At 63.1% G+C, this 13,200-nt stretch carries 17 protein-coding genes; 7 read left to right on the top strand and 10 right to left on the bottom strand.

Translation table 11 applies throughout. The annotated features are described in order from the left end of the window. Positions 1 to 159: 159 nt before the first annotated feature. The 4 genes from QFZ70_RS09960 to QFZ70_RS09945 form a co-directional block, all read right to left on the bottom strand. Entirely contained in the window at positions 160 to 621 is a 462-nt protein-coding gene (locus tag QFZ70_RS09960) for a hypothetical protein (RefSeq protein ID WP_307095290.1), read from the bottom strand. Positions 622 to 1,243: 622 nt separating this feature from the next. Continuing rightward, entirely contained in the window at positions 1,244 to 1,534 is a 291-nt protein-coding gene (locus QFZ70_RS09955; protein ID WP_307095288.1) for a hypothetical protein, read from the bottom strand. Positions 1,535 to 1,671: 137 nt separating this feature from the next. Then, on the bottom strand, positions 1,672 to 2,076 hold the full coding sequence (locus QFZ70_RS09950) for a hypothetical protein (protein WP_307095287.1): 405 nt from the start codon (positions 2,074 to 2,076) through the stop codon (positions 1,672 to 1,674). After that, positions 2,073 to 2,417 (bottom strand): PadR family transcriptional regulator, encoded by a 345-nt coding sequence (locus QFZ70_RS09945; protein ID WP_307095285.1) that lies wholly within the window; start codon positions 2,415 to 2,417, stop codon positions 2,073 to 2,075. Before QFZ70_RS09945 ends, QFZ70_RS09950 begins: the two co-directional genes overlap by 4 nt. A 96-nt stretch (positions 2,418 to 2,513) precedes the next feature. Here QFZ70_RS09945 and QFZ70_RS09940 point away from each other — a divergent pair, with 96 nt between their 5' ends. After that, positions 2,514 to 2,987, top strand: coding sequence for a hypothetical protein (locus tag QFZ70_RS09940; protein WP_307095283.1), 474 nt, complete (start codon positions 2,514 to 2,516; stop codon positions 2,985 to 2,987). 82 nt (positions 2,988 to 3,069) lie between these two features. After that, entirely contained in the window at positions 3,070 to 3,408 is a 339-nt protein-coding gene (locus tag QFZ70_RS09935) for a hypothetical protein (RefSeq protein WP_307095281.1), read from the top strand. Between the two features lie 359 nt (positions 3,409 to 3,767). Here QFZ70_RS09935 and QFZ70_RS09930 read toward each other — a convergent pair whose 3' ends face one another. After that, positions 3,768 to 4,313, bottom strand: coding sequence for a hypothetical protein (locus QFZ70_RS09930; protein ID WP_307095280.1), 546 nt, complete (start codon positions 4,311 to 4,313; stop codon positions 3,768 to 3,770). 678 nt (positions 4,314 to 4,991) lie between these two features. After that, positions 4,992 to 5,483, bottom strand: a complete 492-nt coding sequence (locus tag QFZ70_RS09925) for a cupin domain-containing protein (RefSeq protein WP_307095279.1) — start codon at positions 5,481 to 5,483, stop codon at positions 4,992 to 4,994. A gap of 102 nt (positions 5,484 to 5,585) precedes the next feature. Here QFZ70_RS09925 and QFZ70_RS09920 point away from each other — a divergent pair, with 102 nt between their 5' ends. Continuing rightward, entirely contained in the window at positions 5,586 to 5,984 is a 399-nt protein-coding gene (locus QFZ70_RS09920; protein WP_307095277.1) for a DUF4259 domain-containing protein, read from the top strand. Between the two features lie 38 nt (positions 5,985 to 6,022). Here the strand turns inward: QFZ70_RS09920 and QFZ70_RS09915 are convergent, their stop codons facing one another. The 3 genes from QFZ70_RS09915 to QFZ70_RS09905 form a co-directional block, all read right to left on the bottom strand. Next, positions 6,023 to 6,163 carry a hypothetical protein gene (locus QFZ70_RS09915; protein WP_307095275.1) on the bottom strand — a complete coding sequence of 47 codons (141 nt, stop codon included), beginning with the start codon at positions 6,161 to 6,163 and terminating at the stop codon, positions 6,023 to 6,025. A 215-nt stretch (positions 6,164 to 6,378) separates the two neighbouring features. Beyond that, positions 6,379 to 6,546, bottom strand: coding sequence for a hypothetical protein (locus QFZ70_RS09910; RefSeq protein WP_307095274.1), 168 nt, complete (start codon positions 6,544 to 6,546; stop codon positions 6,379 to 6,381). A gap of 83 nt (positions 6,547 to 6,629) precedes the next feature. Beyond that, a complete protein-coding gene (locus QFZ70_RS09905) occupies positions 6,630 to 6,800 on the bottom strand; it encodes a hypothetical protein (protein ID WP_307095272.1) in 171 nt (56 codons plus the stop codon). A gap of 473 nt (positions 6,801 to 7,273) precedes the next feature. Between QFZ70_RS09905 and QFZ70_RS09900 the strand changes: the two genes are divergently transcribed. The 4 genes from QFZ70_RS09900 to QFZ70_RS09885 are packed head-to-tail and all read left to right on the top strand — an operon-like array spanning position 7,274 to position 12,023. Next, on the top strand, positions 7,274 to 8,695 hold the full coding sequence (locus tag QFZ70_RS09900; RefSeq protein WP_307095270.1) for an extracellular solute-binding protein: 1,422 nt from the start codon (positions 7,274 to 7,276) through the stop codon (positions 8,693 to 8,695). After that, entirely contained in the window at positions 8,692 to 9,648 is a 957-nt protein-coding gene (locus QFZ70_RS09895; protein WP_307095269.1) for a carbohydrate ABC transporter permease, read from the top strand. Before QFZ70_RS09900 ends, QFZ70_RS09895 begins: the two co-directional genes overlap by 4 nt. Positions 9,649 to 9,656: 8 nt before the next feature. Beyond that, positions 9,657 to 10,559, top strand: a complete 903-nt coding sequence (locus QFZ70_RS09890; RefSeq protein WP_307095267.1) for a carbohydrate ABC transporter permease — start codon at positions 9,657 to 9,659, stop codon at positions 10,557 to 10,559. 30 nt (positions 10,560 to 10,589) lie between these two features. Continuing rightward, positions 10,590 to 12,023, top strand: coding sequence for a glycoside hydrolase family 32 protein (locus tag QFZ70_RS09885; protein WP_307095265.1), 1,434 nt, complete (start codon positions 10,590 to 10,592; stop codon positions 12,021 to 12,023). 31 nt (positions 12,024 to 12,054) lie between these two features. On the opposite strand, the gene QFZ70_RS09880 is transcribed toward QFZ70_RS09885, so the two are convergent. Continuing rightward, positions 12,055 to 13,125: a LacI family DNA-binding transcriptional regulator gene (locus QFZ70_RS09880; RefSeq protein WP_307095263.1), complete on the bottom strand. Its 1,071-nt coding sequence runs from the start codon at positions 13,123 to 13,125 to the stop codon at positions 12,055 to 12,057. Positions 13,126 to 13,200: the final 75 nt, after the last annotated feature.

Raw genomic sequence — 13,200 nt, 5'->3', positions numbered from 1 at the left:
ATCTGGCAGAAAGGCGGTGTGGACATTGTCCACACCGCGTCCCCCTCCTAAGGGGAAGGTCGAGGTTCAATTCCTGCCCAGGGCAGTTGAAGAGGAGGACGACGGTGTGCGTTCTGAACCGAATTCGGCCGCTATGGACCGCCTTTCCGGAATTACCTGTTACTCGGGGGCTACCGGAGGAATCTGGGCGCCTCCCGATTCTTCGAGCTGGATTTCGGTAGTGAAGGTAGCGCCGGCGCACTGGAACTGGACGTCACAGGTTTGCAGCATGACCGTGACGACCGCTGTTCCCGGGTTGTAGGCCATCACGCGAGGGATCACCCTCACGGTGACCGTCTGTTCCTGTCTAGTGCAGCTGGCGTCTTGGCTTCCAAAGCCGTTTGCTATGCGTCCGTCACTGACTCGTTGATTGACCTCGACGATTGGAACAGCGATGAGACGGGTCGGGTCCGTGTCGCAGATAAACGTCACCGGAACATCGACCGAGGCTCCATCGGCGACCAGGGCTCCGGGCCCAACGCTCACGAGTGTGGCGGGGGCTGCGTTGGCGGGTGGGGTGACGGCCGTCATTCCGAGGACGGCTAAAGATACTGCAGCGAGACGCGTTTTGGTGCCTAACATCAGATTCTCCCTACTACGGAAACGTCGCGTGCCCGGGCCCAAAAGGGGTGAGACCAAGTCTGGGCCAAGGCGACAGTGGATTTCGAGGCATCGCCCGAGTCGGCAGCGCAATTCAGTGTTGGTCACTCGTCCATGGCAGATCCCATCCCAAGAGGGCTGCTGAGTAGAGGCCACAATTACAGCTTGCAGGTTGGCCGGTGTCAAGTACCCGCGTTGACTCATCAGAGATGCCCGCTTGGCGTTATCCGAAGAGTCATCTAAGAATGCCTGCGTAGCGGCGTGTCCGCCGGAGATGGTGTCCGTTTTTCGGCAATGTGAGCCACGGAGCTTTTCGTGATCGTCGCGAATGTCCTCATGCCGGTCATCGTTCTGGCATAACTTCTTGGCCCCAAGAGGCATGGCCCCTGATGTCATTCCAATCACGGCGATGCTGGCGGTCTGGCCGTCGCTGGTGGGGCCCTCATGCTGCGGGTCTCCAAGCTACTGGTTGAGCGCCAGAGCATCTATGGCGCTGGCTCCAAAACCGGGGCAGAGGGAACGCCTGATCCCCTCCACGGCAAGCATGCCAAAGCACTTCATGGTGCTGTACCCCAGCCATGGAATACCCCGCCACTGTTCGAGGCTAGATAGCGCTGGACTCTCCGCTTGAGCCTGACGAGGTGTACCAGGCCCACACTCCGTCCTCGTTGATACGGCCTCCCATCGCACCGAACATCCAGGGAGTGATTCCCGTCGGATCACCACCGGCCTTCACGAAATGCTCCCGCTGCTTGCGGGCAGCTCTGAAGTGCTCGGGCAGGTACCAACCCAGTCCAACGGCGCACCCGAGCACGAAGAACAGGATCGACAGGATTCCGTAAGGTCGCCCGAAGATCAGGTTGCTCAGGAGCACGTATCCAACCGCAAAGCTCACGCCCGCCAGGAGAGTCCAGAACACTGTCCAGAATCCCGCCCGGAACTGAAGGGCTCTGTTGCTGGGTCGATGATTCGGGTCGTTGTTTCGAGGTATGCCCGAAGGCTTTCCCATGGAACCCGAGCGGTCTGTCTGCTTCACAGGACTGCTGAGCGGGCAGTGGTGGAGCGCTGCGCCGGCCGAAAGTAATCAGTGAGGAAGCCAGCCAGCAGGCCAGCCAGAACAAACCCTGTGGCCGGCAGCAGCGTGACGGGGCCGACGAAATCGCGGATGTCCACTCTGAAGACGAGCATCAGGACGACCACGAGCAAAACATAAGCCACAGCCAATACTGTTACGACCGTATTGATCGTCTTTCCCCGTGTCCGCCGCTTCTGCTTGGGGAACTGCTTAGCGTACTCCTCGGCGGTGCCGAATTCGGCTACCGCAGGAGTCCCGGTGACTGCCTCGTGGGCCCGGACTTCGTCCAGGGCTTCGGCTATTTCAGCTTCAGAGAGCCCCCGGACCCGGAGGTTGAAAGTCAGTCTTCGCTCGTAACTCATGGTTGTTCCTGTCGGGTCGTCTGGATCTCGGTAAGAGCTTGGCTCATTCGGCGCCAGGCTGTCGCTGCGCGCTCCAGTTCCTGGCGGCCCAGCTCAGTGAGCCTGAACTGCTTGCGGCCCGGGCCGGCCTGGTCGTGCTGCCATGTGTGCTCGACAAGACTGTGATCTTCGAGTCTCTTCAGGAGCGGGTACAGCGTCCCGCCTTTGATGCGCGTGAAGCCGTGCCGCCGAAGGACTTCGGCGATGGCGTAGCCGTGACTTTCGCCGTGGCTGAGCACCGCAAGCACTGCTTGGGGAAGCGCTGCGCGGGTCAGCTCCTGGTCGAAGTCAATTTCACTCACGCACAGATAGTGTCACTAACTATGTAGCTGTGCAATCTGGACCAGCGCGCGACACATTTCAGATCCCACCGCGTGGCCCTAGGGAGTCGAGATGCTGTGGCCATAAACAGGGGAGATGCCACGACGCAGCAGTATCTGGACTACATCAACATGACTAAGAAGCAGTCCGAGCGTGCATTCCGGGAGTATCTGGATGAGCGCGGACCGGCATTGGATCGGCTGCGTGAAGCCCTGGCTGCCGATGGCCAGGACTCGGATGCGCTCCTGAACGGGACGGTCGAAAGCCCGGTTCCCTTGTGGCGGTGGATCCTGGCCCACCTCACCCGCGCAGACGATCCTGGCTCCACAGACACCACCAGGGTGCCGCGGGAGCAATGGCCCTCCTGGGCACGGTCGGGCGGCGAGACAGTGGGTAAACTCTCGCTGGAGTCACTGTTCCTGCTGGACGGACTGGTGTCCTACCTGGGTGACGTCGTGCAGCAACAAGCGCCGGAGGCGCAGTGGGAGATCGCCCACCACCGCATCAAGCGGTACCACCTCACTAAGCACCCTGGTCAGCGGCATTGGTGAGGGCCACCACTTTCTCCCCGATTTGCTGAGCGCCCGCGCTCACGGCAACCTCACCGGCTTTCGCGAATCACTGAATGACGATATGGCCGAGTACGCCCTCAGACTCATCGAGCAGCTGAACCCCGGCGACCGGCCTGATGAGGACGAGGAGATGGCCGAAGACGAGCCGCTCGTGGAGGTCGAGGACCTGGGCGATGACGAGCTCCGCAGCCGCGAGCTTGAAGTGTCATTGCGGGAGGACATCGTCTTTGAGCACAACCGGGTCGTCGGCCGCATGATCAAGGCCCTCAAACAGGAAGACGGCATCACCAGGGTCATCCGCGAGGACCGCGAGGTGCTCCTCGTAGCGACAGCGTCCTGGAGCATCACCAGACTCCGGGAATGGGTCGCCGGCTACCTGACGGAGAATGTCCGCGACTGAACTTGAGGCGATCTGAAAGCCTTGAACATGCTGCTTTCTCGGGACCAAGCATTGTTTGAAGTTCGTCAGATGAGGAATGAAGGGCTTTGATGCGCAGTAAGTCAGGACCCGGGGGATTGCGACGCTGGCGGGGGGACAGCGCTCTGGGCGTTGCTTCTCACCGCATCGATCGTTCTCATTGTCATGGGCCTGTGGCGGACCACGTTCTTCATCTACGCCCCTGAACCCGCCATGGAAGAGAAGGCCCGGGTGGGTGCGCTCTACATCCTTGGTGGCTCGAGGCCAGTGGTGCCTTTTAGATGAGCACAGAGAAAAGGTGCCGCGCGCCGGGTCAGGCGTGCGGCACGTCTTCGATTCCGTCACCAGGAGTGGGCGACGTCCACGATCAGGCGGGAGCCGGACCCCGGCCCGTCGATGGTGAAGGCCCGGAAGGGCAGCCGGGCCCGAACGCCCAGGCCAATACTGGTGGCACCCTCGAAGCTTCCGGCGTAAACGACTTGGCGGAAGGTCTGGTAGCCGGCGACGTTGGACAGCTCGGCCTTTGCGGCCGGGTTGTAGGTGACGTTGCCGTTCTGGTCATAGGAGGGTGCGTTCACGACGACCTGCAGTCGCGCTTTGCCATACACCGGGATCGTGAAGCCGGTGGGATCCTGGATGATCTCCGGGACGTACCGGACCGTGTAGCCCGTTGCGGGTCCGTTGAGGTCAACTACCAACCGGTCGAAGCAGGGTTGCTGCCCTGTCCGGACGTTGGTGACGGAGGCGGTGCTCATCCCGGGCGAGGTTTTCGCCAGGGATCCCCATTCGAGACTGCAATACGATGCTGCCGAGGCGGGCCCCGGCGCCAGAATGCCCAGCCCGACGGCCGCGAGGAGCGCCGTGAGCCATAGTAGGAGTTTTTTCATTGGTGCCATCCAGGGGAAGTGGGTGCGGGGTGGATAGCTCAAGATTAGGGATCCCAGATGCTCGAAACGAGGGTTGTTGCCGCTTCGGGGTGGAACCGTAAAGAACACCGTATTCGGGTCACGTGCCAGTAAATCCGGGGGCTTCTTGACGCCCAAATTTATCGTTTTGGTGCCCTTTCTGAACCCCGTCGTTATGCCCGGTAACAGCGCGATGGCTGCCGTTGCGTTCCCTTACCCGCAAGGTCGGGTCTTCTTGTCCGGGGACTTTTCAACCTCGGCCGTCACGACTTATTCAGCGGCGGGTGGCGGCAAGTGCAGCGAGGTCGCGGATCAGCCGCCGCACCTCATGCTCCCGGCCAGCAGATCGCCAAGTTTGCTGTCCTGGCAGTGGCCGAACAAGGGGATTCTTGGGTGGGGCAGGAACCGGCACCTGCCCTTCACGTGCTTTATCTGCCAACGGTGTGCTGCTCATGCCGATACGCCCCTTGACGTAGTCATGTCTGCTGTCTGCAAGTCACTCTAAGAAGCCCGGGAGGCAAAGCGGAAGGGCCCTTATCCATCCTTGGGGAACTTATTGTGACGATCTCGAGTTTTCGCTCCGCAGGGCCGCTTTCTGCCCGTGGACGATGAACTGCAGTGCTCAGGCCGGGCCGGAGAGCTGCTGAGGGGGTGCCGCCCCTAAACCACCAGCCCGTGCCGCTCGACCAGCGGCATGGTTGCCTCGAAGTCCACCTCGGCGCCGTACTCGGCTGCGAGGGCCGGAAGCGTCTCCGGGGAGTACTCGCCGCCAGGCTCGGCCAGCCGGCGGAACAGCCCCTCGATGCCGCCGGGCACGATGATTTCCAGCACGCGGAGTTCGTTCCCGCCGGCGTTCCAGAAGGTGTGCCAGCGCCCGCGCGGCTTAGCGACCAGGTCACCTGCCGTTGCGGTGATCTCGATGCCCTCCTCGATCACTCCAAGCGTGCCGGCCAGCACGAACGTGTATTCGTCTTCACGGCTGTGCCGGTGCATCGGGGCGGCCAGCGCCTTCGGTCCCAGCACATGCTCGACCAGCGCAACCAAGCCGGACGAAGCCGCGCTCTCAATGAGGTACCGGTCGAGCAGCCCGGGCTCGCCGGTGGCGTCACCTTCACCCGCGCGGACAACATGCGGACCGGTCGGCGTGTCCATACGGTCATGATAGGACCGCGGCCTCCGTGTGGGTACCCAAGAATCCCAGCAGGGTCTGTCATATCAGTGCCACAACACCGGCAACCGAAAGGGTCATGATCAATGGGCGCATGGGGCTACTTGCCGTTCGAGAATGACGACGCGCTGGACTGGCTGGATGCACTTGAAGCGGGAGGAGCGGAAGCCATCCGTGGGGCACTTGCCGCGCCGGGAAATGGCTACATCGAGGCTCCGGAGGGCAGCATTGCCATCGCCGCCGCAGACATAACTGCAGCCTGCCAGGGCAACCTGTCAGGGGACTTGCCGGAAAACGTAGCCGACTGGGTAACCGCCCACGGTGCCGAGCTCACCGCCGAAGACGTGGAGATGGCACTGGTGGCCGTCCAACGGATCGCGGGCGAGAAGTCTGAGCTGGCCGAGCTGTGGGACGACCTTGACGAACCCGAATGGCGAGAATCTCTTGACGACCTCTCGGAGCGGCTGCGCCTGGCGTTGCGGTAGCCCTGCCCCGCGGGGCCGGCCGATGCCCTTGCGATACATCAGCCCCACTCCGGGTTTGGTGCACGGCGTTTGACCTGGTTCATGGAGTCGGCCGCTCCGGGGGGCTCGAACAGGTCAATGAGGTTCTCGTTGACGCGCGTGAGCTCTTCGCCCGGATCGAGCGTCAGCTTGGCACGCACGGACCAGGAGTCGTGAAATGAAGGATCGGTCGGCGAAAATGTCGGTCAGATCTGCGAGCCCGTTCCTGTAGTGGGAAACCACCCCACGTTGAGCCGTGAGGCCATGCAGTTCCACGGTCACAAAACCATGCTGAGCGCTACGCCGTCCGGGCCGCGTTGTACGTCGCCGAATGTGAGCCGCTCCGGCCGACCTACTTCAACTTTGTCTGTTTCCGTCAGTTCAGTGGACCGCTCTTCGGTGGCACGTCCCGCTTCAGCTCCGCGATGCGCAGCCGAAGGAAGACGATGATCAACACCAGGGCGTACACCGCCAAACCGGCCAGCACGATCATGAATGCTGCGTACAGGATGCCGATGATGCCAAAGGCTGGCGTCAGAGTCATTACTACCCCCAAATAGTCGTTGCCCCCAGGCTACGCGAGGCGATTAGGGACTCAGGCGCGGCGCCGCCGACACCGGGATATGTCTAAGCAGCCTTTTCATCGGAGCTTTGGATCTCCACGCTTAGGACTGCGCGTCCGACATCGGCTGGCCGCCGGCGCCGGGCTTTGACCAGAACAATCAGCATGGTCAGGATGGTGACCGTCCAGGCAACCGCGGCGAGGAACACCAGGCCGATTGCCACTAAGGGGTGCATGCCGAAAGTCTAGGACCATGGCGCTTTTATTCTCGGACGCAACTCCGCAGCATCAGAGCCGGAATTTGCACAAGCAGGGACCAGGCACCGGCGGGCAAGCTGGAAAGCACGAACAAGGTGCGCCGCCGTTCGCTGAGCGCACCCTTCTCGATTACCCCTTACATCGGATCCCCATCCGCCTGCACCCATAATAAGCATGCTTATTAAAGTGTCGGCAAGGAAATCAGTATTCGTAGCGGAGCAATCAAGACCCTCAGTCGGACGGTGTGGAGGCCCCAACGCCCAAGCCGGAAAACACAGAGTGCTGGAAGACCAGATCTTGGCCCGCGTCGCCCAACTCCATCAGACAGCCGGGTACCCAAGAAGGGGCCTTGCCGTCAGATGAAGCGGGTGCAGTTGCGGCGGTGTGATGCTTGACACGTGTTAGGTTCACCATCTAGTGTTCCTAACACGTGTTAGGGAGGAAATTTGACATGACCGGAGCCTTTAATGGGCCTCTGCGGGAATTCAGCCGCCGAACCGCCCTGGGCGCCCTCGGGGCGGGAATCATCGGAGCGACCGTGGCATCGTGGCCGCGGCTCTCCGGAACCGACATTCCGGGCCGCGGGGACAACAGCCTCAGCATCGCCATTATGGGCACCGCCGCGGACGCCGCCGCCCGCCAGCGCGCCATCGACGCCTTCACCCGACTCCACCCGGAGATCAGGGTCAAGGTCCAGGCCATCCAGGCCGTGGACTGGAAGGACTTCTTTACCAAGATCCTCACCATGGTGGCCGCGGGGACGCCACCGGACGTGGTGTACGTCGCCACTGAGGGAGCCCAGCTGTTCGCCGAAAAGCTCGCCCACCCGCTGGACGAGTACGTGCGTCGCGACGCGTCGGATATGGTCGAGTTCTTTAATGACGTCCACCCCAGCCTGGTGGAGGCCTTCATGTACAAGGGCAGCCTCTACCAGCTCCCGCTGGACTGGAACGCCGCCAACATGTATTACAACACCACCGCCTTCGCCCAAGCAGGGCTGGAGCGCCCGGCGGACGACTGGACGCACATCGACTTCCGCAACAGCCTGGCGGCCATGCGGAAGGCCCGCACTGCGGACTTCACCCCCTACTACTGGACCAACCGGCTCTTCGGCGGGGTTGTGCCGTGGCTGTACGCGAATGACACCAGCTTCCTGAAGGAAACCAGGTCCACAGGCGGGGATTGGCTTTGGGACAGCTTCTATGCCAATGATCCCTCCCGAAGCCTCAGGTCAGGTGGCTACCAGTGGCTGGAGCCCAATGCCGACGACGACCGCGTCTTCGAATCCTTCGACTACCTCCGCGGGCTGGTCAAGGACGGCCTGGGGGTGCGTCCGGAGGAAGGCGGCGGCAGCTCGCTCGTGGGGCTGTTCGCTTCCAACCGCATCGGCACCACACCGGCCGGCGGCTACTGGGTGCAGGGCCTGCACGAGGCCGGGATGGGCGGCAACAACTTTGACGTCCAGTTCTTCCCCCGCTGGAAGACCCAGCGCCACCAGTTCGGCACCGCCGGCTACGCCATCATGAAGACGGCCAAGGACAAGGACGCAGCCTGGGAATGGATCAAGTTCAGCTCCAGCCGCGAAGCGATGGAACTGATCTTTCCCAGCCCGATTACGACGCCGGCGCGCCGCTCCATGGTCAATGAGCAGCTTTATGCCGGCAAGGGACCTGCCCACTGGAAGACCTTCTACGAGACCCTGGACAGGTTCCCCACCACTGGACCCATTCCCGCACCGCCCCAGCAGGCCGCCGTCGAAACGGCCCTGATGAAGAACGTATCCCTTACCGTCAGCGGCGACGAGAGCCAGCTCAAGCAGGCACTTGCCTCCATGCAGCGCGACCTTGAACTGGCCCTGAGGAGGCAGTCATGAGTACCACCACTCCGCCACGGGAGCGGCCGAGGCAGACAGCCGGGCGGGCCGCGCCGGCAAAGACACCCGCAGGGAACGGCCGGCGCGGCCAGCGCTGGCTTGCCTGGATCTTCCTGGCTCCCACCATCCTCGGCATGGGCCTGTTCACCCTGATCCCCATCGTGGCCTCCGTAATCCTGGCCTTTTTCCGCTGGGACATCATCTCCGCGCCCACATTCGTTGGCTTCGACAACTTCTCCGAGGTGGTCCAGGACCCCACTGTCCGGGTGTCCTTCCTGAACACCATCATCTTCGTGGTGGTGGCCGTGGTACTGCAGCTGGGCATAGCCCTCGCGCTGGCGGTCATGGTGCAGGAAAAGATGCCGGACTGGCTGCGCGTGTTCTTCCGCTCCGCCTTCTTCTTCCCGCTGATCCTGTCCGCGGCCTCAGTGTCCATCTTCATGAGGTACCTCTTCAACGAACAATTCGGCGTGGTCAACTGGTTCCTGTCGCTCGTGGGCATCCCTGCGGTGCCGTGGCTGACCACGCCCGGCGGATCCGCCACCGTCGTGATCCTGGTCTACGTGTGGCAGAACTTCGGATTCTCCTTCCTGCTGTTCATCGGCGGCCTGGCGTCCATCCCGGTGGAAACATACGAAGCGGCTTCGATCGACGGCGCCACTGGCTGGCGCAAACACCTGCACGTGACGCTGCCCCTGCTGAGCCCCACCACACTGGTGGCTTCGGTGATGGCGATCATCAGCGCACTGCAGGTCTTCGACCAGCCCTACGTGCTGACCCGCGGCGGTCCCGGCGACTCCACCCGCACCGCCGTCATGGTGATCTTCGAATCGGCCTTCCAGCGTCTCGAATTCGGCCAAGCGTCTGCCATCGGCGTGCTCCTCACCCTGATCATCATGGCCATCACCGCCGCGCAGTTCCGGCTCAGCAAACGATTCGTCTTCTACCAGTAAGGCCAGCCATGACCACCACAACAGACCACGGCCTGGCGGGGCATTCCCCCCGGCTCTCCCAAGGCCTCCCCGAAACTTCACGCAGCCGCAAGAAGTTCACCTGGAACTTCGCCCTGCGGATCCTCCTGCTGCTGATTGCGGCGGCCCTGGTTCTCGGCCCGGTGCTGTGGACCCTGTCCACCTCGCTGCGGTCCCCGTCGGAATCCTTCAAGCTGCCGCCGTCGTTCATTCCCTGGAACCCGGACTTCACGTCCTACGGCGAGGTCTTTCAGCAGCTGAACGTCTTCCTTCTGGTTCTCAACAGCGCCCTGGTGACCGGGCTGATCGCGGTAGGCCAGATGGTCACCGCGGCGATGGCCGGCTACGCGTTCGCGCACCTGAAGTTTCGTGGCCGGGGCGCACTGTTCTCGATCGTGCTGGCCACCATGATGGTGCCGGTGCAGGTCACGATCGTGCCCGTGTTCATGCTGATCCGCGGCATGGGCCTCTCGGACACCCTGCTGGCGTTGATCCTGCCTGCCATCCCGACAGCGTTCGGCACCTTCCTGATGCGCCAGTACTTCATGGGGCTGCCTGCCGAGCTGGCAGAAGCCGCATCGATCGACGGTGCCTCGCCGTGGCGGACCTTCCGTTCCGTGTATGCGCCGCTGGCAGTCCCCGGGATGGCCATTGTTGGAATCCTCGCCTTCAACTTCCACTGGAACGAGTTTTTCCGCCCGCTCATCCTCACCATTTCCGAGCAAAACTTCACGCTCCCACTGGGGCTTGTGTCGCTCCAGGGCAATCTGGGAACCGGCAGCATCTCAGTGGTTCTTGCCGGCGTGGTCCTGTCAATGATTCCCGCACGGGTGGTCTTCATGTTTGGCCAGCGTGCACTTCAGGACGGCCTGACGGCCGGCACCGGAAAGTAACCCACCCACACCATTATCGAAAGGCCCACCATGCCCTTCCCGGACCCCGCCGCCCTCCACGCCCAAAACAAGGTGCCCTTCGAGGACGTCGCTGCCGCCCACCCGGACCCTGCCTTTCCGCGGTTCCACCCGCGTCCCGCGCAGGGCTGGATTAACGACCCGAACGGCGTCAGCTGCATCAACGGCCGGTACCACGTGTTCTTCCAGTACAACCCGGACTCCGCCCGGCACCACAGGATCACCTGGGGACACGTAAGCTCGGCAGATCTGGTGCGCTGGGAGGAACACCCGGTGGCACTGCGCCCCCAGGGCGGGGGCCCGGATGAGTACGGCTGTTGGACCGGTGTGGTCACGGACGACGGCGGTGTCCCCACCGCAGCGTACTCAGGTGTCCGCGGGGACGGGGGCCACTCACAGGTGGTCATCGCCCGCGGGTCCGATGATCTGATCAGTTGGGAGCAGACCGGCCACATAGCGGCCAGCATGCCCGCCGACGGGCAGGTCGCTGCAGTCCGGGACCCGTTCATCTTCCGGTTCAACGGCAGACGGTACGCTATTCAGGGCGCGGGCCTCGCGAGCGGGCATGCCGCCCTGCTCCTGTACACGGTAGAGGACATATCCGCCTGGAAATACGAGGGCATCTGGCTGACCTCGGAGAACCCGGTGGCCGCCCAACATACACCGGCAGAGATCTGGGAATGCCCGCAGCTTGTCCGGGTGCCCGACTCTGGCGATCCCGCGGGTGAACCGCTTGGAGACTCTGGTACCTGGTTGATGATGTTCTCGCTCTGGCTCTCAGGGGATGCGCATGAACACGCCAACGGAGTGGGCCATCTGCTCGGTTCGCTGACCGAGGACCCGAACACCGGGCTGCCCGTCTTCACGCCCGGCACTGGGGGAAAATCCGACCTCGGCCGCGACTTCTATGCACCCCAAATCGTGGCGCTGCAGGACCGGGCGCTGCTCTGGGGCTGGGCCAACGAGGGACCCGGCCGCGATGGACGCCGGGGCCGCAGCCAGGACGAGATCGATGCTGCCGGCTGGGCCGGCGTCCTGACCCACCCTCGAGAGATCTCCGCAGTCGACGGTGCACTAGCCATCAGCCCCGCCCCTGAGATCGACGCTTACCGCGGCAGGCGAATTTCCCGAGCAGCCGGAGGAGAAGTTGTGCTGCCATCGTTCGCTGAAGCGAAGGTGACGGCGGAAGCTGCCGGCGAAGGTTCAACCGTCGAACTCCTGCTCGTTGGGAACGGCAGCCGCCAGACGGTATTCAGCGGGACCTTGGAGCCGGGGGAGGAATTGAGGGTTTTCGTGGACGCCTCGCTGGTGGAGGTCTACAGGTCCGGTTCGGTGGCCACGACCCTCCGTGCCTACCCGGCAACGGGGGAGGAATGGCAGCTGAATCTCCCAGCCGGCGTTGCGGCCGACGTCTGGGAACTGGAGCAGCCCTCAACCCGCGACTGACCACGGAACGGAGGGCGTGTCCGGCCGGGTGTTAGCGCCCGGCCGGGACGGGGCCGGTCGAATCCCGGAGCACCAGCCGGCACGGAACCATCGTCTCGCCGCTGGCAACCAAACCGCCGTCGTAGTTCTTCCCGTTGGAGGTCGCCTCCACCTCGGCGAGCAATGACGTCATGGCCGACGCGCCCATCTCACGTAGCGGGAGAGCCATCGTGGTGAGGGCAGGGACCATCGTTTTGGCGACGCGGAACTCGTCGTCGTACCCCATGACCGAAATATCCTGCGGAACGTCCAGGCCCAGTCGGTAGCAGGCCAGCACCACACCGATCGCCAGGCGATCATTGGCGCATAGGATCGCGGTGGGGCGCATGGCCGGGTGTACGCCGTCGAGCAACTTCATCGCGCCATGGAAGCCGTCCTCGATGTCCCAGCCCACCTGCAGGACCCAGTCCTCCTTCACCTCCGTCCCCATGGCACCGAAGGCTTCACGGTAACCCGCAATCCGCCGGGGAGCCGCGGGAGTCAGCGAGTCCCCGGCGAGGAATGCGATGTCACGGTGACCGAGGGCCATCACATGTTCGGCGGCCTCCCGGCCGCCCCGGACTTCGTCAGGGATGACAGCCGGGAGGCGCCAATCGGGGCGTTCATCAAAACAGTTGGCCAGGATGGACGGGACCCGCGCCATGTTCGGCGGCACGTGCAGCGGACGCAGGCCAACGGTCACGTAGATCAACCCGTCCACCTGCCGGTCCAGCAGGGTCTCAACGGCGCTCTCATCCCGGGACGCGTCCAGCTCCGTATCCATTACAACGGTGACGAAGCCGTGCGACCGTGCCACAGCGTCCGCACCAGCGATGATATTGCCATCAAACGGGCTGGTAACCACCTGATCCGACACAATTCCAATGACCCGCGACTGCTGATTGCGCAGGCTCAGCGCAATCTTGTTCGGCGAGTAACTGAGCGCCGCGGCTGCTTCCCGGATGCGCTGCTGGCTTTCGCGGGCAACATTGCCATCACCCCGCCCATTGAGCACCAGCGACACGGCGCTACGCGAGACACCGGCCAGCTTGGCGACGTCCAATGCAGTGGCCTTGCGATTCATAAGTTGTCCTTGGCTGGAGACTCTTTTTGGCTGTAGTCTACCTAACTCGTGTGAGACGGTAAGTTCCGGGGCATG

It is taken from the genome of Arthrobacter sp. V1I9 (assembly GCF_030817075.1).
Taxonomy (GTDB): Bacteria; Actinomycetota; Actinomycetes; order Actinomycetales; family Micrococcaceae; genus Arthrobacter.
The sequence above is the reverse complement of the archived record's forward strand: the minus strand, read 5'-3'. Positions and strand labels throughout refer to the sequence as shown.